Below are 22,161 nucleotides of genomic sequence, written 5' to 3' on the forward strand. Positions count from 1 at the left end.
TTTCCGACCAAATGGAATACTAGAAAAGTAGAACCGGAGTGCAGTCTAGCATACTCCGGTTCTTTTCGTTTGGAAGATATTATAATTAATTACAATATATTTGAAATGATCTCCTGTATTATCCGTGTTAGGATCGGAAACGTACCACAAAACAAGCCGAAGCTCGTCAGAGCGCGGGGGAACCGATTCATTGGGGTGAAGTCGTGTAGCGACAGGGGAGTCCACTTTAACCCGAACCCGACAGCTAACCTCGCAGGCTGCAAAGGGAGAGATGTACAGGATGAAGAAGACATTTAAGAAAGTTGTAATTACAAGTGCGATTGCATTGGCACCGGTTATGGCGGTGAACTCTGCTATGGCAGCACCCGTTAGCCCAGTGCAACAGCCGAATCCAATGATGAACTCGAATTGTTCAAACCTGGGTATGAATATGGACTTTGATAAAGTATTCCAAGATAACTCGGAATTGAAGCAAATCTTGTCCAAATGGATGGAAGCCATTCAAAAAGAAATTGGGAATAAGCCAATCGTTCCGCCTCCCGTTCAAAAGCCAGAGGTGGACAAGCCGGAAGTAAATAAACCAGAAGTTGAAAAGCCAGAAGCAAACAAACCTGAAGTTGAGAAACCTGAGGTAGAGAAGCCAGAAATCGAGAAACCTGAAGTTGAAAAGCCTGAGGTTAACAAACCAGAAGTAAACAAGCCAGAAGCTGAAAAACCAGCAACACCTGGTGACAATAAACCAACTGCGCCACAAGACAACAACAATGCGAACAGTGACTTCGCTAGCCAAGTTATCGATTTGGTGAACCAAGAACGTGCGAATGCTGGTTTGCAGCCATTGAAATCCGATGCACAATTGAACAAAGTTGCGATGATCAAGGCGAAAGATATGAATGATAACAACTACTTTGACCATCAATCTCCAACACTTGGCTCCCCATTCGATCTGATGAGAGCACAAGGTGTCAATTTCAATACTGCTGGCGAGAACATTGCCAAAGGCCAACGTAATCCGCAAGAAGTAATGAACGCGTGGATGAACAGCGATGGACACCGTAAGAACATCCTGAACTCCAGCTTCACTTCCATCGGTGTTGCATACTACAATGGTGTGTGGGTACAATCATTCACAGGCTAACGAGTTAAGTATGTAGATATCACATCAAGAACCTGCAGGTAAATGCAGGTTCTTTTTTTTGTATTTAATCAGGCGCTCTACAAGAGAATAACGAGGAAATTAACAGAAATGAAGTTGATCTTATATGTCTCTGTTGAAGACCGGATTCAGTTTCTTTTCAATGTTATACCAATTGTGCCATTCTGTTGTTGGAACGATGAATTCTCTCATTGCTGCACGCATCCATACAGATCGAGCAAAATTTTTAACATTTATGCGTCTACAGCGATAAATCACTTTGTCTTCATTGGGCAGCTCAACCTGCATAAGCCACGCGCAATAGGACGTGAACGACAACTTATTAAGCTCAAGCATTGACAAGACGGCTGTCGCCATGCGTTCATCTTCCTCTGTTCGCAAGATATGATTCGCATGAAGAAGCATGTGCTCAATGGCACTGAGAAGCTTCTTGCATTCCTCTGGGCCAATGTGTGGACTGCGTACACAAGCAGCCATGACATCTGCGATGTGAGCTGGAGCATGAGCCCATCCTTTAACTTCTACATAATCGCGATAATCGTTCTCCTGCATGCAATAATCAACAACTCGCTTCGCAATGTGTTCATATAAAGGCTTGCTTATATAAGGCTGTTGTTCATCACGCTTCAGAAGCAGTGCGAGTAAGAGGGCGGAGAATGTACGTTGGAAGACCGAATCGTTCTCAGCAGTCCCAATTCCTTTGAAAAGCATTTGGTCTGATAACGTCTGATGAAGAAGCTCTGTTAGTTGTCCAGCGGTCAGGATTTTTTGTGTAATAAGCCATTCATATAATATCCCGTATGCAAGATCATCCCTCAATTCAGGATCTGTAGAGCCAAGTAGGCTGACTACTTGTTGTACGGCTTCATATTGTTCGATTTCTGTTGGTAGCTCATATTGATGATCCATAATTGAGCGCAGCTGCTGCTTGTCCATGAAATGAATCCCCCCATTAAAGATGTTTAGGTATTTGTATTCGCTAATGAATAATCATAAAAAGAATGAGATGATCATTTTAACATGATAGGAAAGAAATGTATATGTAGACGAATGGTAATAACGAACGAAATCATGGTTTCTAGCAATACGGTATAGTTAGCAAGTAAGGAGGGAATGAATAAGAAACCCCCTGAACATAATCGTTAAGGGGGTGGGCGATAACTTTATACCCAACCGAAGGCTCTAGCGAGCTGAGCCGTGGCGAAGGTGACAGCTATAGCGATTCCAAGCGGAATAACGGCAGATAATATTGTCCATTTTGCACTCTTCGTTTCTTTATAAATGTTGAATAATGTCGTTCCGCAAGGGTAGTGGAGCAAGGAGAACAGCATCATGTTCAATGCAGTCAACCACGTCCACCCATGCTGCAGGAAGATATCCTTGATGTTCTCCATTCCATCTGCATCAACCATTGCCCCAGAGGACAAGTAGCCCATTAGCAAGATAGGTAGGACAACCTCGTTCGCAGGCAAGCCGAGCAGGAATGCCATAACGATGAATCCATCTAAGCCAATAGCATGGGCGAATGGATCGAAGAACGAAGCCATATGATTCAATACGCTGTCGCCACCGACAAATACGTTGCCAAGAATCCAAGTCAGAACGCCGGCCGGTGCCGCAATAACGACAGCGCGAGTCAATACGTTAAGGGATTTGTCACGTGACGACAATAAAATCGTCTTCCAGACTTGCGGTCTGCGGTACGGTGGAAGTTCAAGCGTATAATGTGTGGGCACACCGCGCAGTGCTGTTTTGGACATGACCCAAGATACGGTCAAGGTGACAACAATCCCAATCATAACCATACCCATCACGATAGCTGCCGTTACGATCGTCTGCATCCCGCTTGCTACACCTGCTGCCATGAACAGAGATGACAACAGAATCAGGGTCGGCCATCTGCCGTTGCATGGTACGAAGTTATTCGTTAATATCGCTAGCATGCGTTCTCGTGGCGATTCGATAATCCGTGTAGACAAGATCGCTGCTGCATTGCATCCGAAGCCCATTGACATCGTCAAGGCTTGTTTTCCGTGTCCGCCTGACTTTTTGAATAGACGATCCATGTTGAATGCAACTCGAGGCAGATACCCGAAATTCTCAAGTAACGCGAAAATAGGGAAGAAAATAGCCATTGGCGGCAGCATGACACTGATTACCCATGATGTACCGCGATATAAGCCGAGTACAAGAATGCCATGCAACCAAGCAGGAGCATTCATTGCTTCAAATGCCGTGTTTAAGTACCCTTCAATCACTTCGAAGAAGGAAAATATCATTTCCGACGGAACATTCGCTCCAGCAATCGTCAACCAAAATACAACACCCAAGATGGCGAGCATGATCGGAAAGCCCCAGATCGGAGAGGTTAGAATCTTGTCTAACCGGTATGTGCTTTTTAATTTCTTCTTGTCTTCATAGACAACGGCTGCACTGCATATATCACGCGTCGTACGATAAATATCCGTTACAATTCCGTCCCGAATTGCTTCTCCGCTTGCAAGAGTGCGTGCTCTGGACAATAAGGAGTCCAATGATTCTGAATTAGTGGCAAGCGGTGTGGCCATATGAAACAACTCCCTTCACGGTATCTGCGACCGGCGAGTTCCATCTGGATCTCATCGAATTGATCAAGCTCTCATCACCGTCAAGCAGACGAAGTGCAATCCATCTTGTTGGAAATGATGTGCCAAGCTTCTCCCGAATGATCGGTTCTAGTGCTGCGATTTTCTCTTCTATATCCTCGCTATATTGCACGAGCAGCGGGGCAGGTACAATCTTGCCGGAAGCTACGCCCCTAATTTTCTCCATCATTTGATCAATCCCAGTACGGTGTCGTGCAGAGATCGCCACTGCGGGTACACCAAGCTTCTTCTCAATCGCATCAATGTCGATCTTAACACCGAGCCGCTTCGCCTCGTCCATCAAGTTAATACAGACAACAACGCGGTTGGTCATTTCCATCACTTGCAGTGCCAAGTTCAAATTACGTTCCAGTGATGTCGCGTCCAATACGACGAGTGTCACATCGGGTTTCTCAAAAATAATATAATCCCGAGCGGCTTCCTCGTCGGCGGAATTGGAATAGAGCGAATACGTACCTGGCAGGTCGACCATTTTATAGGTAGTACCTTCATGATTGAAGTGGCCTTCTGCTGTTAGGACGGTTTTTCCCGCCCAGTTTCCCGTATGCTGCCGCATTCCTGTAAGGGAATTGAATAAGGTGCTTTTACCGGTATTTGGATTGCCGGCTAAGGCAACCGTATATTGTTCTGTCATTGATCATCACTCCCAACTATTTCGCCATACATGAGTATGCTTTCTTCCTTGCGAAGCGCTATCGTTGTATTATTGACTCGGAATGCGATCGGATCGCCGAGCGGACTGCGCTGCAGCACTTCGATCACATTGCCTGGAACAAAACCGAGATCAAGCAATCTTCTCCGTAGTACTCCTTGAACTTCGATTCGATTCAACCGTACATGCTGGCCTGTGCCAGCACTGTATAGCGTTACGACATTTGAATGCATTTGATTCACTCTCCTGATTTCACCATGTCCTAAAAAGTTTGCCTAGTGCAAGATTTGTCCCAAAAAAAAGCGGAATTGTTCCGTTCATGCTACTTCATTAGTATAGGTCAACTATGTTTGTTGGGCAACAAAAACTTTCCCCGATGCAAAAATATTTATATTTATCATATGCGTGAAGGGTGGAAACGTTGCCATCTTCTCCGTGAAAATTATCATTCTAGTTGGATTGATCATTATCGCATTCTAAATATCGTGAGTTCGCTTCTCGACAGTGATGATGGTAAACGGATTACGCTTAGCCCACCAGCAATTCTAAACCCTGCATAATGATTCATAGACATTGTACGCACGATGACACTGATGGGAACACATTATGTTCAATGCATCAATTATGTACCGTGTCAGAACAACTAGAAGCGGCTAATATACAGGAAATTCCACCTCATTCGTCGAAGGGTAGAGTGTGGAACGAGGCGATATCGTACATGTACGAAAATAGCATGATCGATTTTCAAATCCTTGGTGCAGAAGGGAAGATTGAATCGTGAGTGATAGATTGAATAAGTCTAATACGATAATCCATCGAATAGGCATCCAATACCCGATTATTCAAGCAGGGATGGCAGGGGGAGCAACCACCCCTGAGCTTGTAGCGGCTGTATCGAGCGCTGGAGGGCTCGGGACGTTGGGAGCGGGATACATGCAGCCTGAACAGATGAGAAAAGCAATTCGGGCAATTAAGCAGCTTACGAGCAAGCCCTTTGCAGTAAATCTATTCATACCAGAACCAGCTGGGATTGATCAGCATATATCGGATGCAGTGATGGAAGATTTACAGAATATCGATAGACAGCTGAATGAGCAAGGTCAAGAAATCAGCGAGGGTAGAAGTAAAGATAGAAGTAAAGATAGAAGCAAAGAGACATACTGCTTTGATGAGTCAGCTTATCGGCTAACTTTTCATAACCAGATTCAAGTCATTCTTGAAGAGAACGTTCCGGTTCTCAGCTTTACATTCGGAATTCTCGATGAGATCTATATTCGTCAATTGAGAGAAGCTGGCATTATCTTAATAGGAACAGCAACACATGTTGCCGAGGCGATTCAGCTTGAAGCTGCAGGTATCGATATGATCGTGGCTCAGGGCAGTGAGGCAGGCGGCCATCGTGGAACATTTGTGGGAGACCCCTATTCATCTCTAATCGGCACATTGGCGTTAGTTCCTCTTATTGTCGATCAGGTATCCGCTCCCGTCATTGCTGCCGGCGGTATAATGGATGGACGCGGGATAGCGGCGGTCATGGCCCTTGGAGCACAAGCAGCACAGTTAGGGAGTGCTTTCCTGCTGTGCAAGGAGAGTGGGGCACATCCCGCTTATCAAGCGGCCATTCGCGCATCTGACGAATGCAGTACGGTCATTACGAGGACAATCTCAGGCAAGCCTGCAAGAGGAATACGGAATGATCTCATTCGCAGGCTGGAGACTTATCACGATTCCATACCTGCTTATCCAATTATGAATGAACTTACTAGAAGCGTTAGACAGTCGGCTGCTCGAACCAATAATCCTCAATACATGTCATTATGGGCAGGGCAAGCAGCACGAATGGGGGAAATTCAAGGAGCGCATGACAAGATGGAGCAGTTGATCAAGCAATGGAGAGATGTAGTGGAGACGTTGCAAAAGTAAAATTGAGAGCGACCGATGGTGATACAATGATGATTAAACGATGATGAAACGATGATGAAACGATGATGAAACGATGTCAAATCAATGATTCATCAACGACTAGACAACGAATAAATCACGATAATTTGATAACGAAATGTTGATGAATCGTTAATGAAAATGATGGAAGAAAATAATCTGAAAAATTTACGAAAATGAGCCAGATTAAGCTATGTAGGCGATAGTTTAAGGAATTGGCAAATAGCTGCACAATGTTTCGTTAATGCAAGTTTTGCAAAAAATCATAATTTGCTTCATAATGTCTTAGGAGAGCTCGACGTTCAGCGTTGGGCTTCCAAGCATGAATCGCGGAGGAGCAAGACATATGAGTGCTTACATTGGGGAACGTTATCAATTATGCAAGGTAATTTTGCATTTGGCAGATGGAGTTTTATATGAAGCCATAGATTTGTCACTTAAGAGAGATGTATTTATATATTTGGTAGAGAATAAGGGACTGGATAAGGCTGAGCAATGCAAGAAAGCGTTTGGTCAAATCTCGCATTTTTCAAATAATCGATTCTTCCATATGCTGAATGCAGGGACGTCCGGCAGTGATTTCTTCGTGGTGTTCACCTCCTATAGCGGAATGCCGCTGGCGAAGTACATACAGCATCACGCGCTGAGTGCCAACAAGACGCTGTCCTTGTTATATGAAGTTGGTAAGGCGATTCAAGATGCGCTGGAATCGAATATTACGAACTTCTCCGTATCTGTCGACAACTTGTGGATTACGGAGGATCATCAAGTTCTTGTGATGAACTATTGGTCAGAGGCACCGACCGAGCGCTGCGGTACATTGGGACTGTGCTACTTGCTGTATCAGCTGAGCACACTGCATTTGAATGTGCCTCAATACTATGAAATGTATGAGTCGCGCTTGGCCGGTGCATTGAAGGAACTGTCTCCAGGTCAGAAGGAAGCGCTGTTGTCTCTCGTACAGAGTGTCTATTTAGGAGAAATCTCGCAGTTTTCCTTCATGCTGACGCTCCGCGAGATTATGGATTCGCCGAACATCCCTGTGAAGACAATTGGGGGCATTTATACGCCGCCCGTTCCGAAAGTGGATCCAGAGCTGCTCATCACTGCTGAGGAAGAGGCGGAGGAAGAAGAAGCCGCACCTTATGAAGCGGATAACGCGGAGAATGTGGGCCGCAAGAAAATGATACTCATTCTTGCATGTGCTGCCGTATTTATTTGCGTATTGGGCGGAGCAGTCATGTTGGCAAACTCCTTGTCGAAGGCAAATGATGCAGCAATATCTACTGATGCTCCAGAGTCTAACGATCAGGTTGCAACAGAGAATCCAGCAACAGAGCTGGGAACGGATTCAGATGCAAGCCAACAGGACTCTGGCTCTTCTACAAACGTAACAGAGCCGCCAGTGACAGATAACAATAATAATTCATCCAATGACAATTCCTCTCAAGAACGCGAGACGGAGAAGAAATCGGATGATGCGGATCGGAAGTCGACAGAGCGCGACCGTGACCATGACCGTAATAGGGATTCCAACTCGAACAATACGAGTGTAACTCCGCCTACGACGCCAGAGAAGAAACCTGACGATCATACAACAGATTCTGGTACGACGAATAACGGTGCTCATGATGGTCAGACAGGGACAACGCCAGACACGACATCGCCACCAGACGGTCAGCAGCCTGATGGCCAGCAGCCGGATCCGAACACGAATACAACGACGGAACCGCCGAAGTCTGGTGAGATTGCTGTTCCTAACTTGGTGGGCTTGTCGAAGGAAGAAGCGGAGAAGCAGATTCTTGCAAGCGGCTTGAAATATGAGTATGTTCTCGAGAACTCGGATGAACAGGAAGCAGGGAAAGTATTTAAGCAAGAAGTTCCTGCTGGTGGAGCTGCGAAGAAGGGTGACAAGATTAAATTCTATGTTAGCCGAGCGAAGAAATAATAAAAGCAATCTAATGCTATAAAACTGAAGGACTGAAGGTAAGTTACATTTCGTCCAATAATGAAATGCCCCTAGTGCCGTAACCGAATTGTCGGTAGGCGCTCGGGGCATTTTGCATGTTGCTGCTTATTACTTATTAATTACAAGCACAGTTCAATACAGGCTTCCGTGCGGCTTGGGTTTCATCCAATCGCTTCACATCCGTATAATGCGGTGCATTCAGCAGCAGTTCAGGCTGTTCCTTCGCTTCCTGTGCGATCTGGATCATCACATCGATGAAGCGATCCAGCGTCTGCTTGCTCTCTGTTTCCGTAGGCTCGATCATCATACATTCCTCGACATTGAGCGGGAAGTAGATGGTTGGCGGATGGAAGCCGAAGTCAAGAAGGCGCTTGGCAACATCCAGCGTCCGCACGCCGTACTGCTTCAACCCTTTGCCTGACATCACAAACTCATGCTTGCATACGCCTGGATATGGAATATCGTAATAAGGCGCCAGACGGTGCATCATGTAGTTGGCATTCAGTACCGCGCATTCAGATACACGGCGCAGCCCTTCTGGACCGTAAGTGCGAATATATACGTAGGCGCGCAAGAGGATACCGAAGTTACCGTTATAGGCCTTGACTCGTCCAATGGACAGCGGAGAGCCTTGATCGAATTCATATGAACCATCCTCATGCTTCATCACCGTAGGGGAAGGGAGGAATGGAATCAGTTTGCTCTTCACGCCAACAGGGCCAGCACCAGGGCCGCCGCCGCCATGAGGCGTACTCATCGTCTTGTGCAAATTCAAATGGACAACATCAAAGCCCATATCCCCAGGACGCGTAATACCCATAATGGCATTGGAGTTAGCGCCATCATAATAGAGCAATCCGCCAGCTTCATGAACAATGCTCGCGATCTCGACAATATGCTCTTCGAACAATCCGAGTGTACTCGGGTTCGTGAGCATCAATGCTGCCGTATCAGATCCAACTGCGGCTCTGAGTGCTTCCAGATCAACGAACCCTTGTTCGTTAGACGGTATTGTAATCGTATCTAAGCCAGCTACAGTTGCACTAGCGGGGTTCGTACCATGCGAGGAATCAGGAACGATTACCTTCGTCCGCTGCTCGCCGCGACTCTCATGGTAAGCGCGGATCATCATCAACCCCGTCCATTCTCCATGCGCGCCTGCCGCAGGCTGAAGGGTGACCTTATCCATACCAGTAAGGGCAGCTAGATCTTCCTGCAGCGTGTACAGCAGCTCTAGAGCCCCTTGCACCGTGCTTGTAGGCTGATAAGGATGGATTGCTGCGAGTCCTGTCAGCCTTGCTGCATCCTCGTTAATTTTCGGATTATATTTCATCGTACAAGAGCCGAGCGGGTAGAAGCCATTGTCTACGCCGAAGTTGCGGCGTGATAAGGCGGTATAATGTCGAATCACATCAACCTCATACACTTCAGGCAGCTCAGCCTCTTGACTGCGTAGCATCGAAGTTGGGATAAGCTCATGAATCTCGATTTCTGGAACATCACATTCCGGTAAGGAATAGGCAATACGGCCAGGATGGCTTAATTCAAATATGAGTGCTTGTTCCGGTTTCATACGCAGCTCACCTCCAGCAGGTCAATAAATTGTTCGATGTCTGATTTGGATTTTTTCTCCGTGACCGCAATGAGCATATGTCCTTCCAGTTCAGGATAGAAGTGGCCAAGATCCAAGCCGCCGATGTATCCGTTGTCCAGGAGCATAGACTGCAATCGATCCATGTCAGTACCTTGCGGGAGACGAAGTACGAATTCATTGAAATAAGGCGCTTGGAATGCTAATCCCAGATTGGGCTTGTTATTGATATAAGCAGCTGCATAATGAGACTTCTGTATATTGAGCTTCGATACCTTTTGCATTCCCATCTTGCCCATGACGGACATATAGACGGAAGCAGCAAGAGCAAGAAGTGCTTGGTTTGAGCAGATGTTGGATGTCGCCTTCTCGCGACGAATATGCTGTTCTCTCGCTTGGAGTGTTAGAACAAATCCACGCTTGCCATCCAGATCCTTGGTCAAGCCGACAATCCTGCCTGGGATGCGGCGCATATAGGGCTCTGCAACGGCAAAGAAACCGCATGTAGGACCGCCGTAAGATGCTGCAATGCCAAGCGGCTGGGCATCTCCAACACATACGTCGACACCTAGTTTGCCAGGACTCTCCAACATAGCAAGACTCAGTGGATTCGTACTCATGATGAGCAGGCCTTTATTTGCATGTGCAATCGGTTCAATGGCGCGCACATCTTCAATGCATCCGAAGAAGTTCGGGGACTGAATCAGTACGGCAGCAGTCTCGTCCGTGACAGCACGCTTCAGCTGATCAAGGTCAGTCACGCCGTCTTCATATCCAATCTCGACCACTTCAACATTAAGTCCTCGAGCCATTGTGCGAACAATCTGTCTCGCTTCTGGATGGACAGTGCTCGAGATGACAAGCTGCTTGCGCTTCGTTGCGCCGACCGCCAGTGCCCCAGCTTCTGCAAGTGCAGTAGCGCCATCATACATGCTGGCATTGGCAACAGCCATACCAGTCAGCTCGCATATATAGGATTGAAATTCAAAGATTGCTTGCAATTCACCCTGACTGATTTCAGGCTGATAGGGTGTATAGGCGGTATAGAACTCTGATCTAGAGACTAGATGCTGAATGACTACAGGGATATGATGATCGTATATGCCAGCACCAAGGAAGCTGGTATGGCTCTCACTGTTAGCATTGCGGGAGGCCAATTCCTTCATATGCTTCATCATGGCTGCTTCATCTAATGGTTCAGACATGGGCAGTACTCCATTGTAACGAATGGAGGCTGGGATATCGCGGAATAGCTCGTCAATGGAAGAGATGCCGATCTGCTGCAGCATGTCAGCCTGATCTTGTTCCGTCACTGGAATGTAACGATGCTTCATGATGGATTCGCTCCTTTGGCAGGGGTCGGGATTCGTTTATAAAATGGAGTCGAGACGACGCGGGCTTTCAACTGCTTGCCGCGAATTTCGACAAGAATTTCTGTATCCAATTCAGAGAATGCGGATTCAATCAAGGCTAGCCCTAGATTGCGCTTTAATGTCGGCGACTGTGTTCCTGTTGTAACTTCTCCGATCACGCGCCCATCTGCAAGCACTGGATAATGGGAGCGAGGAATGCCTTTGTCGATCATCTCGATGCCTACCAGCTTTCGTGCCGGTCCATCGGTCTTCTGCTTCGTTAATGCTACACGGCCGATGAAGTCGCCCTTATCCAGCTTGACGAATCGTGCTAGTCCTGCCTCAAGCGGCGAGATATCGGCAGTAATTTCTTGTCCATAGAGGGGCAGACGTGCCTCGAAGCGCAAGGTGTCTCTAGCACCAAGCCCTGCTGGGAGCAAGCCGAACGGTTCGCCCGCGCGAATCAGCTCATTCCATACGTGCGCTGCATCTTCTGCGGACAAGTAGAGTTCGAAGCCATCTTCACCGGTATAGCCTGAGCGAGACAGCAGTGTTGATACGCCGCAGACTTGAGCATCCGATAGGAAATGGAATGGAGCGAGCGAATCAATAGGTGCCTCAGTTACCGCAGCAAGAATCGCTTGGGCATTCGGCCCTTGAAGGGCAAGCAATGCTGTGCGATTCGAAACATTGGTCAATGTAACGCCATGAATCAGATGCTTCTGCAGCCATGCATAGTCTTTATCAATGTTGGAGGCATTAACGACGAGCATGTAACGGTCGCTCTTCATCTGATAAATGAGAATATCATCGACAACTCCTCCGTCAGGGTAGCACAGCAGCGTATATTGTGCTTTGCCATCCTCGAGCCGCGATACATCATTTGTTGTCATCTGTTGAAGAAACGTCAGGGAGGCAGGGCCGCTTACGATAAATTCACCCATGTGGGAGACATCGAATAGACCTGCATGTGTACGAACTGCTTCATGCTCTCGTTGAATGCCGATAAATTGAACAGGGAGCTCCCAGCCGCCGAAGTCAATGCAGCGTGCACCCGGATAAGCAGAGTATTGATCAAATATTGGCGTTCTCTTCAATTGACTCATGAATTCACCTCGATACGCGTATTTGGACTAATTATCGGTATACGAACATAAAAAGGACAGCCGAAAGAAAAGTGGATGCATCGCATCCTCTCATTCTCTCGCTCTGTCCTTTGTACCTGAGAGTGTCGCCGATTGTCGCAAACAAATTGTTTGTTTCCGTGTCTACCATCGACTTTCCCCTTGGGTGACTGTATTCGTTTTCATGAATAGCAGTGCTCTCCAGAGGTGCGTCCGGTAAAAGTCCTTTTGCCTGAGAGATTCACCCATTCAGGCTTACTCCTTCGGCGCTGCTATGTCTCAGCAGTCTCTCCCTTTACCATCATTCGCCATTTTCAGCTGTCATCTCTACATTAGTTGAGCTTTCCACACTTTGTCAATTGATATTTTCTTCACAACTGATTTCATAGCTTGTCATATTGACAATCATGCATATCTTGCAATAATCTAATGGTGTTATAATTACCCAGTTTAATCGTAATTCGCGAACGAGGAAGGTCGGGAGAGTTTGACAATTGCGATTGTCAACACCGAAGGAGCAAGTTGCCAGCCGCCGATTGGCAATGAATCTCTCAGGTTCCATAACCGCCATTCTGACGCAGCTCTGGAGAGTGCATTTCTATGCCGCCAAAGGGGTAAGTTCAACCGCAGTTGTGGCTGTGGAGGAACGGGAACTCTCAGGTACCGAGGACAGAGAACAAGGCGACAAGGCCGCTTCCTGTCCATTTTTACGATCTCGATTGGATAGACGGCCTGATGAATGACATTATGAATGAAATGGGGCGTTGACATGAGTGAAGTGAAGAATGGATTGCTGTATAGTGAAGAGCATGAATGGGTAATTGCCATAGAAGGCAATACGGTACGAGTTGGCATTACAGATCATGCACAATCCCAGCTGGGAGACATCGTATTCATCGAATTTCCGCCAGTAGGTACCAGCTTGTCCGCAGGGGACAGCATGGGATCAATTGAATCGGTGAAGACTGTATCTGAGTTGTACTGTCCGGTATCCGGAACAATTACGAAGGTCAATGATGGATTGGAAGCGTCGCCAGAGCTTGTGAACAGCAGCCCCTACGAAGATGGATGGATTGCAGAAGTTGAAGTAGAAGGCAGCGTTGAGGAAGCTGTGAAGCACTTGCTGAATGCAGAGCAGTACACGAAGCTGATAGATGAATAGTTGAATAGTTGAAGGAACAATAGGTTGAGAACTAAGAACCTGCTGTACCGGTATCATGCTGGTGCAGCAGGTTTTTTCATTTGCTTTCTGACAAATTTCGATAGGATTCACCGCCGAAAAGGAGTACAATATAAGCATCGACAACTAGATGTTGCAATGCTAATAAGAATGCTAGGTGAATGGAATGACAATCGCTTTTTTTGATTCTGGAATCGGTGGAATAACCGTGTTGGCTGAGGCTATGAAGCATATGCCGCATGAACAATATTTATTTTATGCAGATACGCTGCATGTCCCTTATGGGACGAAATCTCAATCCGAAGTAATGCGCCATGTAGATTCAGCTGTGGAAGACATCATGCAGCACAATGTGAAGGCGCTTGTTATTGCGTGCAATACAGCGACAAGCATCGCAGCGTCAGAACTAAGACGGAAGTACGACATTCCGATCATCGGGATGGAGCCAGCAGTCAAGCCTGCCGTGGAAATGAATCGCGACAATGGCAAGCGTGTGCTTGTATTCGCGACAGCGTTAACCTTAAGTCAGAACAAATACCATACATTAATCAGTCGAATTGACGAAGAACATATTGTGGATTCGATTCCCTTGCCGGAATTGGTAGAGTATTGCGAGCAGTTAAACTTTGATAAGGGAGTGATAGGAGACTACTTCGTGCATAAGCTTGCTGGATTGGATTTGAATCAGTATGGAACGATTGTGTTAGGATGTACGCATTATCCCTATTACAAGCACATATTGAGAGACATTATCCCTGCTCATATCCAGCTTATAGACGGCAGCCATGGCACCGTGCAGCGTCTAGCACAAGTAATGCAGGAAAACCAGCTTAAGCAGTCATCGGATACGTCAGTTCGCCCTTCAATTCAATTTATGTGTTCAAGTCATGAGCAGAAATACATAGACAAGTTACAGACTGCACTCTATACCTATCAGACCTTCGGGGGAATGGATACGAATGAACAATCAATTGTTCGAGCTGACGGGGAGCAGTGCTAAGCTGATCCCGATGCTTCCTGAACATAAGGAAGATTTATACGAAGCAGCATCTCATCCTGATATTTGGCACTACTTGCCGCGCACCATCCGCAGTCTTACGGATGCAGAACGAGTGATTCATGATGCTGTTCTGAACCGCGAGAAGGGGACTGAGTATCCATTCGTTGTCATTGATCAGCTTACAGAGCGAATTATTGGCGCGACGAGAATAATGAATATGTCTGCCTTGCATCGATATGCCGAGATTGGCGGCACATGGTATCACCCTTCTGTATGGCGTACTCGCATCAATACAGAGTGCAAGTATTTGCTGCTGCAATATTGCTTTGAACAGCTGCATACGATTCGTGTTCAGCTGACGGCAGATGTGCGCAATGAGCGCTCGAATCGCGCCATTCAACGGTTAGGAGCCGTATACGAAGGGAAATTGCGCCGACATCGGGTGATGGAGGACGGGTATATTCGCGACTCGAATGTGTACAGCATAGTTGATGAGGAATGGCCACAGGTGAAGGAGAGGCTCGAGCAATATTTGCACCAGGTGTATGTGTAGTTATAGTTATACCGCTATTCAATCGTTCAATTCACAGTTATGTATCAATAAATACAAAGAGAGGATGTGCCCGCCAAGTAGATGGGGCTAACATCCTCTCTTTCTTATATGATGATTAAGCCGCTCGCTTATAGGACAAAAGTAAAGATAATGATGGATGTTATAATACTCGGCAGCCCAATTAAAAACATCGTACCGCTGAATTTAATATTTCTTCGATGGTCTTCTTCTGGAATATGGCCCATATTAAATTTAAGCTTCGTATCATCCCTGAATAGACCCGAGAAAAGGGAACCGACTACCCACAACCCTAAACCTAAATAGCAATTGATGTTGAATAAGGAGCGGAGATCTCCATTTTGCCAAATGTACACATACAATACTGAAAGTACAATGAAAACGAGCCCAATTGCAATACGTCGTAAGATCATATCACACCTCCTCGAATTCCACTATTACCCATCATACACCAAATTCAATCTATGTGAAAGTTAGATCAAATTTAATTCGAATAAAATCAATCAAAAAAACGAGTATTGAATTTATGATGGTGAACAAGGAGACTTATGAAGCCAGCATCCTTACGAAGTTACTTGTACACCCTGAGATGTACACAGAATACGGAATGTATCGCTATCCTTCTTCAAAACTATGGCGTTAAACCCTGATGTTTCATTTGTATCGGTATGGTGAAGTGATAGCCAACCACGATCAAGCAAGAATATCCGATCCAGGCTGCCGGAATCTGTTGCAATGGATGCTTGCATCTGGTAGGCGCTGGAATACACAGATAAATCCTTTTCAATATTCGTTGTTTGAATTTCGACTCCAGTCAATGTATATGAACTAGGCCAGACACGCGATTGCTCGTACTCGATTAACCATGGCATGTGTGGTCCAATGTAGGCCGTCTGAAAAGAGATGCTGGTTCCGTCTTCTAATGGAGCGAGTTGATGGTTAGGTCCTATGTAAGGTATTCCTAGACTTCTTGCAGGTTCAATAAATGAAGGCAACCCTCCTGTTACTTCTAATGCGACTCCGAAAATCCCTGCACGTTGAGAGGCAAATGCAGCGAATGCTGAGCCCAATGGCGTCTTCTGTGCTTCTTCTAAATCCTCTAAGGCGATGAGTTCAATAAATCCCTCTCTTAAATAGGCAACCTGCCCAATTGTTCCTGGGAACGGAATGACTTGCTTCGTAAATATAATGCCAGTAGTTTCTTGAATAAGATGGACTGCTTGAGACAAATTAGGTACTGCAAGTGTAACATGATCCAAAAACAGCATAGGAAATCCCTCGTTTCTTCTCAAATTACAATATTAATTGTCTGTTATATGTTGCTTCCAATGAGTAACTAGTTTTTCTAGTTGCAGCTCTGCTTCTCGTAATAATTGAATCTGTTCTCTTATCTCCTGAAGTCGTTCTTCATAAAATGCTGCAGCGCATTCAGCTTGATGATTGCTGTTATTGCTGTTATTGCTGTTATTGCTGTTACGCCCTGGCAACCCTTCACAGTTCTGAATCAGGCGCGCTATCTCAACAGTGCTAACTCCAAGCTTCAAGAATAACTGGATCAGCTGAACGCGCTGGACATCGATGTCTTCGTATATGCGATACCCATTCTCTGAACGAGCGGGGGACAGCAGATGCTTCTGCTCGTAATAACGCAGGGAACGAAGACTGACTCCTGTAAGCTTAGATAATTCACGAATATGCATTGTTGGTACCAACTCCTTCATAATGCGGCCACAAACATAGTGTAAAGGATGACATGATGTGAAGGTCAATACGTAATAATCAACATTTCTATGAGCGAGCAGGAAATGTAAGAGTAGGAACCAGTGAGGTAGAAAAGAAAGGTTTTTTACATTATCCGATTTGAAAAGTGTATGGTGTGTTGATTTCAAAAGGAAAGAGGAGGGCAGCTAACCACAATAGGATGTTGGTTAGCTGCCCTCTTTATTATGGCTTCGTTATCGACGAATGTGATAGTTGCAGGATCTGATGGTGTATGTTCTGTTCAGACAGACCGCCATGATAACAGATAACTGTGTCAATCGGATATTTGGTCAGCTTGGCGAGAGAGTGAATTGCGCTGTCCATGTCCAGCGTCGCATGCGGGACGGGGCCTTGCAGCATTCCATGAACGCTTATCATCGCGTCGCCGGCTAGCAAGATACGGCTGCGCTCCAAATAGATGCTGACATGCCCAGCTGTATGACCAGGCGTGTGGATAATGCGGATTCCGCCGCAGTAAGGAAGAACTTCATTATCCGTAATCAATCGGGTTACGTTCGCTGATGGATGCATGTTACACATGGCCAGAACTTTAGGACGATGTTCTTCTGGCAGCAGCGGCAGAAGCTTCGCCATAGCTTCGCGGCTAGTCTTAATGAGTGGATATTTGCCTTCTATGTATGGGGCGTCTTCGTGGTGTGCTATCACCTCGAGATGGCCATCCTTGGCTGATACCACATCAGGCAGACTCCCGATATGATCGAGGTCTTGATGGGTAAGCAGGACAGCATGCAATCGATCGAGCGGCACGCCTGTTTCTTGCATCGCATGCTGGATTCGAATCCAATCCCCTGGCATCCCAGTGTCGATTAGTATTGCATCCTCTTCATCCCATATTAGAGTAGGATGAATTGCTACTGGTCCTCCGATGCCTTCAGATTCCAACTCTAACATCATGACTCCTGGTGCAACGATCATAGTATATCCCTCCATCGTGAGTAAGGTTTGCCATTACGTCTTAGCATAATATGTTTTATCACGGATGGTATTCAATATCAATAGATAAATATTATATCTTAACACATAAATAAATTATTGTCAATATGCTCATCGAATCATTTTGTGCATTTGATCATCTTGAATTTACGATATTGAACGAAAAAATCGTATTCAACAGAAGAAAAGCGGTATCCATCCGGATGCCGCTTGTTTCAGTCATCTATATCGCTGTGTCAACGATGATTAAGGCAGCATACGGCCTCTCGTGCTAACGTAGAGGGAATACCATTCTTCACGTGACAATGTAATGGAAGTTGCATCCTTGCAAGCGCGGATCCGCTCTGGATTAACAGTACCAATTACGGGCTGAATATGTGCTGGATGTCTCATTAGCCATGCAAGTACAATCGCTTCGCAAGTTGTATTGTATTGGGAAGCTAGCTTCTGAACAAGCTTCGCGGTAGCTTGAACCGATTCGGGTTCATTGTCAAGATTTCGTCCAGAGTACAAGCCTTGCGCCAGCGGTCCCCAAGATTGAATTTGAATGCCATTCATGCGGCAGTATTCGAGTGTTCCATCTGGGAAGGTATCGTCAGCAGAAGCTGCTTGATTCACGTGCACGCCTGCATCCAGCCAGCCATAGCGGGCTAAGCTCATTTCCAACTGATTTGCAACGAAAGGTTCATTGAAGCATGATTGCAGAAGTCGAATCTGACCAGCACTCATATTGGATACGCCGAAATGACGCACTTTGCCGGATTGCTTCAATTGGTTGAATGCTTCAGCGACTTCTTCTGGTTCCATCAGAGGATCAGGACGGTGCAGCAGCAATATGTCCAAGTATTCAATACCGAGACGGCTAAGAATGCCGTCGACACTCTCTAAGATGTGAGACTTGGAGAAATCATATCTTCCCGGAATATCACCATCAGCGAAACGAATGCCGCATTTGGATTGGATAATAATCTTCTCGCGTAATCCTGGTTGCGCTTTCAGCACGTCGCCAAATACTTGCTCCGCTTTGCCGCGGGAGTAAATATTCGCATGGTCGAACATATTGATGTCAATCTCAAGCGCCGCTTCAATAGCAGCTTCCGCACGCTTCACATGTTCATTTGTATACGGCTCATTATCCCAGCTTCCGCCCATTCCCATGCAGCCAAGCACGATGCGGCTTGCCGGAATTCCACGTTCATTCAATGGTAACGTTGTCACAAGCAATCACTCCAATGTAGTAGTCAATATTAATAGTAATCGTGTTGCTTCCTAGAGTTCGTCCAAATCATATCTGGATGATGCATTACTAGTTTACTACAGCAGAGTGCTAGATTCCACTATCACATCGACTAAGAACCGCATCGGTTGTAAAATAACCTGAATGTGGTTCTTCTCAATTGGAAGGGTTTGTGCCAAGATAAGAAAGGGGAGTTGAGCACATGTTCCAAGATTTTAAGCTGATCCCGGGGAGACCAGCTTATTTGCAAGTTAGAGATTATTTGCGATTGCTCATTAATCGCGGATGGCTTACAGCTGATCAGAAGCTTCCCTCGACAAGGGAGCTTGGCAATGTATGGGGTGTAAGCCGCAACACCGTTATTGCAGCTTATCAAGAACTTGCTGATGAAGGGCTCATCTATTCAATCCCTGGGCAGGGCAGCTATGCTTCACCTGCTGAACGAGCCGATACAATTGTAGCAAATATGGACTGGAACAAGAGAATGAGCGAGAAGGCGCAAACTGCTGAGCGCATGGATGTGATGAAACACGGTGTACGCGGCGAGCGCGGAATGATCTCGTTTATGAGTATTGCGCCAGATGAATCATTATTTCCACTTCAATATGTTAAGCAGGCATTGGTAGACCGTATTGCAGCCGAAGGCGAGATTATGCTGAATTACGGATATGCTCAGGGATATCAGCCGCTAATTGAAGAGTTGAAGCGATATATGGAATCTAAGGGCATTGATATGAAGGGCAAGGATATGCTCATTACGAACGGCTTCACGGAAGGACTCGATATTGTCCTATCTGCTATGGATAAGCGTCATGGGCGTGTCATTTGTGAGAATCCTACCCATCATAGTGCCATTAAATTGTTCAAGATGCATGGCCTCGAGATCGAAGGCATTGCGATGGAGCACGATGGGATGAACATGGAACAGGTAACGAATGCATTAGAGGAACGTTCCTATGATCTGGCATACTTAATCCCATCCTATCAGAATCCTACTGGAGTGGTGATGTCTCCTAGCAAGCGGATGACTGCAATCCGCTTATTTGCCAAGCATGGCATACCCGTAATCGAAGACGGCTTTAGTGAGGAACTGCGCTATTCAGGTGCGCATGTCGCACCACTTATTGCCTGCGCTGGCGGGGCTAATCATGTTATCTATATCGGGAGTTTCTCTAAAATTTTGTTTCCAGGAATGAGAATCGGCTGGATTATTGCAGATGAGCAGCTCATTTCATATCTCGTTAGTATGAAGAGGGCTCGAACGATCCATACCTCAACATTGGATCAAGCGGTACTCTATCAATACTTACACAATGGGCATTTTGAATCTTATTTGAAAAAAGCCAAATCCGTATATAAACGCAAGTACGAATGGGCTGTACAGTGTTGTGAACAACATATTCCACTCCGCAGATTATGGGGCGATGGTGGACTCCACTTATTTATTGAACTGGATCCTTCGGTTAATGTTGAGGATGTACTTATGAAGTGCCGTGAACAGGGCGTTCTATTTACACCTGGAAGCCGATTCTACACAGATGGAGGAGGCGCCAACACATTCCGAATTGGATTTTCACGCGTATCGGAGCCAGACATCGAGCGAGGGACTCGAATCATAGGGAACGTAATAAAGCAAATCATCCAGGGGGGATAACAGATGAAGGTTGGTATCATTATGGGGGGCGTGTCTACAGAACGAGACGTCTCGCTTATGACAGGTCAGGAAATGATGAAACACCTAACTGGCAAGTATGAGGCGGTACCTATTGTATTGAACAGCAAAGCAGAGCTGATTGACAAGGTTACAGGGATTGATATCGCGCTCCTCGCGTTGCATGGGGCGTTCGGAGAAGACGGCACCATTCAAGGAACACTTGATACGCTCGGGATTCCGTATACCGGGGGCGGGATATTATCAAGCAGTTTATGTATGAATAAGCTGCTGACGAAGAAGCTAGTGAAGTTTGAAGGCTTCGCAACAGCGGATTGGCTTATGCTGCGATCGAATTCCGCCTATGATATCGATCGGATTGAGGCAGACCTAGGTTATCCGCTCGTCATTAAGCCAAACGCAGGCGGATCCAGCATCGGTGTACAGTTGGTGCACAATCGTGATGAGCTTGTCGCGGCCTTAGAGGAAGCGTTCCAATATGATTCGGAAGTGCTGATTGAGCAATATATTCGGGGCGAAGAGATCACATGCTCCATATTAGATGGAGCAATGCTGCCAATTCTATCGATTAAGCCGAAGGGGGAATTTTTCGATTATACCTCCAAGTACGAGGATGGTGGTGCGGACGAGGTAGTTATCGAGCTGCCGGAGCAAGTGATGCAGCAGGTTAGCCGGACTGCTCTTGGCGTATATGAAGCTGCGCAATGCAGTGTATACGCTCGTATTGATATGATTTTACATCAAGGAACTCCGTACGTGATTGAAGTCAATACGCTTCCTGGGTTGACGAAAAACAGCTTATTGCCTAAAAGTGCACAAGCAGCGGGGATATCGTACGGTGAGCTGCTTCATCGTATTATCGAAATCTCACTGCAAGAACGGACTTATATAAACAGGAATGCTGCTGTAGTGAATTCCTAATCCACTACGAACAATGTGATGGATAGGTATGGAAATGCATGTTCATGCACATAATAACCTTCGATCCTAGGTTAGGGAAAGGAGGGGCAGCAATGAACAACAAGCAATCTCAAGATGATCAAGTTGCTACAAAAGCAGAGGTTCAATCCACGAAGCTGAATAAGCTTCCTGTTCCTGAGCAGGCCAATAATGTGGAGTTTAGTGCAGAAGCTTTCGAACAAACGGGAGCGAACCGTTCCGCAGCGAAGGACAACGATACCGTGTAATCGTGTAGGCACCTTGCCTCAGTCTTATCATACAAGACTGGGGCATTTTCCGATTTGACGCGGGCTAAGAAGGATTTTTCTTGCCATTTACTTACAGGTTACAAGGAAACACTTGAAATGTTCGGTTAGTGCTGATAGTGTGTTCTTTAGATAAAATCGATCGCAACTT

Annotated in this window: 22 protein-coding genes and 4 riboswitches; of the genes, 10 read left to right on the forward strand and 12 right to left on the reverse strand. The window is 46.1% G+C overall.

The window, feature by feature from the left end; all coding sequences use genetic code 11:
• Positions 1 to 144: 144 nt before the first annotated feature.
• Positions 145 to 274, forward strand: a riboswitch (cyclic di-AMP (ydaO/yuaA leader).
• A 6-nt stretch (positions 275 to 280) separates the two neighbouring features.
• Complete coding sequence (locus tag PBN151_RS16690; RefSeq protein WP_072729898.1) at positions 281 to 1,138, forward strand: CAP domain-containing protein; 858 nt, start codon at positions 281 to 283, stop codon at positions 1,136 to 1,138.
• 120 nt (positions 1,139 to 1,258) lie between these two features.
• Here the strand turns inward: PBN151_RS16690 and PBN151_RS16695 are convergent, their stop codons facing one another.
• The 4 genes from PBN151_RS16695 to PBN151_RS16710 form a co-directional block, all read right to left on the reverse strand.
• Complete coding sequence (locus tag PBN151_RS16695) at positions 1,259 to 2,092, reverse strand: DUF2785 domain-containing protein (protein WP_072729899.1); 834 nt, start codon at positions 2,090 to 2,092, stop codon at positions 1,259 to 1,261.
• Between the two features lie 227 nt (positions 2,093 to 2,319).
• Positions 2,320 to 3,723, reverse strand: a complete 1,404-nt coding sequence (locus tag PBN151_RS16700; RefSeq protein ID WP_072729900.1) for a nucleoside recognition domain-containing protein — start codon at positions 3,721 to 3,723, stop codon at positions 2,320 to 2,322.
• Complete coding sequence (locus PBN151_RS16705; RefSeq protein ID WP_072729901.1) at positions 3,701 to 4,435, reverse strand: FeoB small GTPase domain-containing protein; 735 nt, start codon at positions 4,433 to 4,435, stop codon at positions 3,701 to 3,703. Before PBN151_RS16705 ends, PBN151_RS16700 begins: the two co-directional genes overlap by 23 nt.
• Positions 4,432 to 4,686, reverse strand: a complete 255-nt coding sequence (locus tag PBN151_RS16710; protein WP_072729902.1) for a FeoA family protein — start codon at positions 4,684 to 4,686, stop codon at positions 4,432 to 4,434. The genes PBN151_RS16705 and PBN151_RS16710 overlap by 4 nt, the downstream gene beginning before the upstream one ends.
• Before the next feature lie 544 nt (positions 4,687 to 5,230).
• Between PBN151_RS16710 and PBN151_RS16715 the strand changes: the two genes are divergently transcribed.
• Both PBN151_RS16715 and PBN151_RS16720 read left to right on the forward strand, forming a co-directional pair.
• Positions 5,231 to 6,376 (forward strand): NAD(P)H-dependent flavin oxidoreductase, encoded by a 1,146-nt coding sequence (locus tag PBN151_RS16715; RefSeq protein ID WP_265332110.1) that lies wholly within the window; start codon positions 5,231 to 5,233, stop codon positions 6,374 to 6,376.
• Between the two features lie 364 nt (positions 6,377 to 6,740).
• The gene (locus PBN151_RS16720; protein WP_072729903.1) at positions 6,741 to 8,342 is read left to right on the forward strand and encodes a PASTA domain-containing protein; all 1,602 of its coding nucleotides are present in this window, start codon (positions 6,741 to 6,743) and stop codon (positions 8,340 to 8,342) included.
• 136 nt (positions 8,343 to 8,478) lie between these two features.
• Here PBN151_RS16720 and gcvPB read toward each other — a convergent pair whose 3' ends face one another.
• Genes gcvPB through gcvT form a run of 3 tightly spaced genes read right to left on the reverse strand, consistent with a single transcriptional unit; the run spans position 8,479 to position 12,412 of the window.
• Positions 8,479 to 9,936: an aminomethyl-transferring glycine dehydrogenase subunit GcvPB gene (gene gcvPB / locus PBN151_RS16725; protein ID WP_072729904.1), complete on the reverse strand. Its 1,458-nt coding sequence runs from the start codon at positions 9,934 to 9,936 to the stop codon at positions 8,479 to 8,481.
• Positions 9,933 to 11,288 (reverse strand): aminomethyl-transferring glycine dehydrogenase subunit GcvPA, encoded by a 1,356-nt coding sequence (gene gcvPA, locus PBN151_RS16730; RefSeq protein ID WP_072729905.1) that lies wholly within the window; start codon positions 11,286 to 11,288, stop codon positions 9,933 to 9,935. Before gcvPA ends, gcvPB begins: the two co-directional genes overlap by 4 nt.
• A complete protein-coding gene (gcvT, locus tag PBN151_RS16735) occupies positions 11,285 to 12,412 on the reverse strand; it encodes a glycine cleavage system aminomethyltransferase GcvT (protein ID WP_072729906.1) in 1,128 nt (375 codons plus the stop codon). The genes gcvPA and gcvT overlap by 4 nt, the downstream gene beginning before the upstream one ends.
• Before the next feature lie 101 nt (positions 12,413 to 12,513).
• A riboswitch (glycine riboswitch) is annotated at positions 12,514 to 12,637 on the reverse strand.
• Between the two features lie 3 nt (positions 12,638 to 12,640).
• Positions 12,641 to 12,735: riboswitch (glycine riboswitch) on the reverse strand.
• A gap of 163 nt (positions 12,736 to 12,898) precedes the next feature.
• A riboswitch (glycine riboswitch) is annotated at positions 12,899 to 13,007 on the forward strand.
• Between gcvT and PBN151_RS31360 the strand changes: the two genes are divergently transcribed.
• The 4 genes from PBN151_RS31360 to PBN151_RS16750 all read left to right on the forward strand — a co-directional run bounded on the left by PBN151_RS31360 (position 12,967) and on the right by PBN151_RS16750 (position 15,163).
• A complete protein-coding gene (locus tag PBN151_RS31360) occupies positions 12,967 to 13,173 on the forward strand; it encodes a hypothetical protein (RefSeq protein ID WP_175560736.1) in 207 nt (68 codons plus the stop codon). Its footprint overlaps the riboswitch before it by 41 nt.
• A 26-nt stretch (positions 13,174 to 13,199) precedes the next feature.
• Positions 13,200 to 13,592, forward strand: coding sequence for a glycine cleavage system protein GcvH (gene gcvH, locus PBN151_RS16740; protein ID WP_072729907.1), 393 nt, complete (start codon positions 13,200 to 13,202; stop codon positions 13,590 to 13,592).
• 184 nt (positions 13,593 to 13,776) lie between these two features.
• Positions 13,777 to 14,610 carry a glutamate racemase gene (gene murI, locus PBN151_RS16745; protein ID WP_072729908.1) on the forward strand — a complete coding sequence of 278 codons (834 nt, stop codon included), beginning with the start codon at positions 13,777 to 13,779 and terminating at the stop codon, positions 14,608 to 14,610.
• A complete protein-coding gene (locus PBN151_RS16750; protein WP_065291195.1) occupies positions 14,570 to 15,163 on the forward strand; it encodes a GNAT family N-acetyltransferase in 594 nt (197 codons plus the stop codon). Before murI ends, PBN151_RS16750 begins: the two co-directional genes overlap by 41 nt.
• 128 nt (positions 15,164 to 15,291) lie before the next feature.
• Here PBN151_RS16750 and PBN151_RS32535 read toward each other — a convergent pair whose 3' ends face one another.
• The 5 genes from PBN151_RS32535 to PBN151_RS16775 all read right to left on the reverse strand — a co-directional run bounded on the left by PBN151_RS32535 (position 15,292) and on the right by PBN151_RS16775 (position 19,114).
• Positions 15,292 to 15,594, reverse strand: a complete 303-nt coding sequence (locus PBN151_RS32535) for a DUF5316 family protein (protein WP_072729909.1) — start codon at positions 15,592 to 15,594, stop codon at positions 15,292 to 15,294.
• Positions 15,595 to 15,744: 150 nt separating this feature from the next.
• Entirely contained in the window at positions 15,745 to 16,449 is a 705-nt protein-coding gene (locus PBN151_RS16760) for a VOC family protein (RefSeq protein WP_072729910.1), read from the reverse strand.
• 33 nt (positions 16,450 to 16,482) lie between these two features.
• A complete protein-coding gene (locus PBN151_RS16765; RefSeq protein WP_072729911.1) occupies positions 16,483 to 16,881 on the reverse strand; it encodes a MerR family transcriptional regulator in 399 nt (132 codons plus the stop codon).
• A gap of 244 nt (positions 16,882 to 17,125) precedes the next feature.
• Positions 17,126 to 17,878 (reverse strand): MBL fold metallo-hydrolase, encoded by a 753-nt coding sequence (locus PBN151_RS16770; protein WP_072729912.1) that lies wholly within the window; start codon positions 17,876 to 17,878, stop codon positions 17,126 to 17,128.
• Positions 17,879 to 18,142: 264 nt separating this feature from the next.
• Entirely contained in the window at positions 18,143 to 19,114 is a 972-nt protein-coding gene (locus tag PBN151_RS16775; RefSeq protein WP_072729913.1) for an aldo/keto reductase, read from the reverse strand.
• Positions 19,115 to 19,335: 221 nt separating this feature from the next.
• On the opposite strand from PBN151_RS16775, the gene pdxR reads away from it, so the two are divergent.
• The 3 genes from pdxR (at position 19,336) to PBN151_RS31365 (ending at position 21,992) form a co-directional block, all read left to right on the forward strand.
• Positions 19,336 to 20,787 (forward strand): MocR-like pyridoxine biosynthesis transcription factor PdxR, encoded by a 1,452-nt coding sequence (gene pdxR / locus PBN151_RS16780; protein ID WP_072729914.1) that lies wholly within the window; start codon positions 19,336 to 19,338, stop codon positions 20,785 to 20,787.
• 3 nt (positions 20,788 to 20,790) lie between these two features.
• The gene (locus tag PBN151_RS16785) at positions 20,791 to 21,726 is read left to right on the forward strand and encodes a D-alanine--D-alanine ligase (RefSeq protein WP_072729915.1); all 936 of its coding nucleotides are present in this window, start codon (positions 20,791 to 20,793) and stop codon (positions 21,724 to 21,726) included.
• A gap of 92 nt (positions 21,727 to 21,818) precedes the next feature.
• A complete protein-coding gene (locus PBN151_RS31365; protein WP_175560738.1) occupies positions 21,819 to 21,992 on the forward strand; it encodes a hypothetical protein in 174 nt (57 codons plus the stop codon).
• The last annotated feature ends 169 nt before the right edge of the window (positions 21,993 to 22,161 follow it).

It is taken from the genome of Paenibacillus sp. NAIST15-1, from assembly GCF_001894745.1.
In the GTDB taxonomy this organism is placed as follows: domain Bacteria; phylum Bacillota; class Bacilli; order Paenibacillales; family Paenibacillaceae; genus Paenibacillus_B; species Paenibacillus_B suaedae.

Excerpts from the sequence above, each read along its gene's own strand:
- PBN151_RS16690 (WP_072729898.1), top strand. The coding sequence starts at position 281 with ATGAAGAAGACATTTAAGAAAGTTGTAATTACAAGTGCGATTGCATTG.
- PBN151_RS16695 (WP_072729899.1), bottom strand. The coding sequence starts at position 2,092 with ATGGACAAGCAGCAGCTGCGCTCAATTATGGATCATCAATATGAGCTA.
- PBN151_RS16700 (WP_072729900.1), bottom strand. The coding sequence starts at position 3,723 with ATGGCCACACCGCTTGCCACTAATTCAGAATCATTGGACTCCTTATTG.
- PBN151_RS16705 (WP_072729901.1), bottom strand. The coding sequence starts at position 4,435 with ATGACAGAACAATATACGGTTGCCTTAGCCGGCAATCCAAATACCGGT.
- PBN151_RS16710 (WP_072729902.1), bottom strand. The coding sequence starts at position 4,686 with ATGCATTCAAATGTCGTAACGCTATACAGTGCTGGCACAGGCCAGCAT.
- PBN151_RS16720 (WP_072729903.1), top strand. The coding sequence starts at position 6,741 with ATGAGTGCTTACATTGGGGAACGTTATCAATTATGCAAGGTAATTTTG.
- gcvPB (WP_072729904.1), bottom strand. The coding sequence starts at position 9,936 with ATGAAACCGGAACAAGCACTCATATTTGAATTAAGCCATCCTGGCCGT.
- gcvPA (WP_072729905.1), bottom strand. The coding sequence starts at position 11,288 with ATGAAGCATCGTTACATTCCAGTGACGGAACAAGATCAGGCTGACATG.
- gcvT (WP_072729906.1), bottom strand. The coding sequence starts at position 12,412 with ATGAGTCAATTGAAGAGAACGCCAATATTTGATCAATACTCTGCTTAT.
- gcvH (WP_072729907.1), top strand. The coding sequence starts at position 13,200 with ATGAGTGAAGTGAAGAATGGATTGCTGTATAGTGAAGAGCATGAATGG.
- murI (WP_072729908.1), top strand. The coding sequence starts at position 13,777 with ATGACAATCGCTTTTTTTGATTCTGGAATCGGTGGAATAACCGTGTTG.
- PBN151_RS16750 (WP_065291195.1), top strand. The coding sequence starts at position 14,570 with ATGAACAATCAATTGTTCGAGCTGACGGGGAGCAGTGCTAAGCTGATC.
- PBN151_RS32535 (WP_072729909.1), bottom strand. The coding sequence starts at position 15,594 with ATGATCTTACGACGTATTGCAATTGGGCTCGTTTTCATTGTACTTTCA.
- PBN151_RS16760 (WP_072729910.1), bottom strand. The coding sequence starts at position 16,449 with ATGCTGTTTTTGGATCATGTTACACTTGCAGTACCTAATTTGTCTCAA.
- PBN151_RS16765 (WP_072729911.1), bottom strand. The coding sequence starts at position 16,881 with ATGCATATTCGTGAATTATCTAAGCTTACAGGAGTCAGTCTTCGTTCC.
- PBN151_RS16770 (WP_072729912.1), bottom strand. The coding sequence starts at position 17,878 with ATGATCGTTGCACCAGGAGTCATGATGTTAGAGTTGGAATCTGAAGGC.
- pdxR (WP_072729914.1), top strand. The coding sequence starts at position 19,336 with ATGTTCCAAGATTTTAAGCTGATCCCGGGGAGACCAGCTTATTTGCAA.
- PBN151_RS16785 (WP_072729915.1), top strand. The coding sequence starts at position 20,791 with ATGAAGGTTGGTATCATTATGGGGGGCGTGTCTACAGAACGAGACGTC.
- PBN151_RS31365 (WP_175560738.1), top strand. The coding sequence starts at position 21,819 with ATGAACAACAAGCAATCTCAAGATGATCAAGTTGCTACAAAAGCAGAG.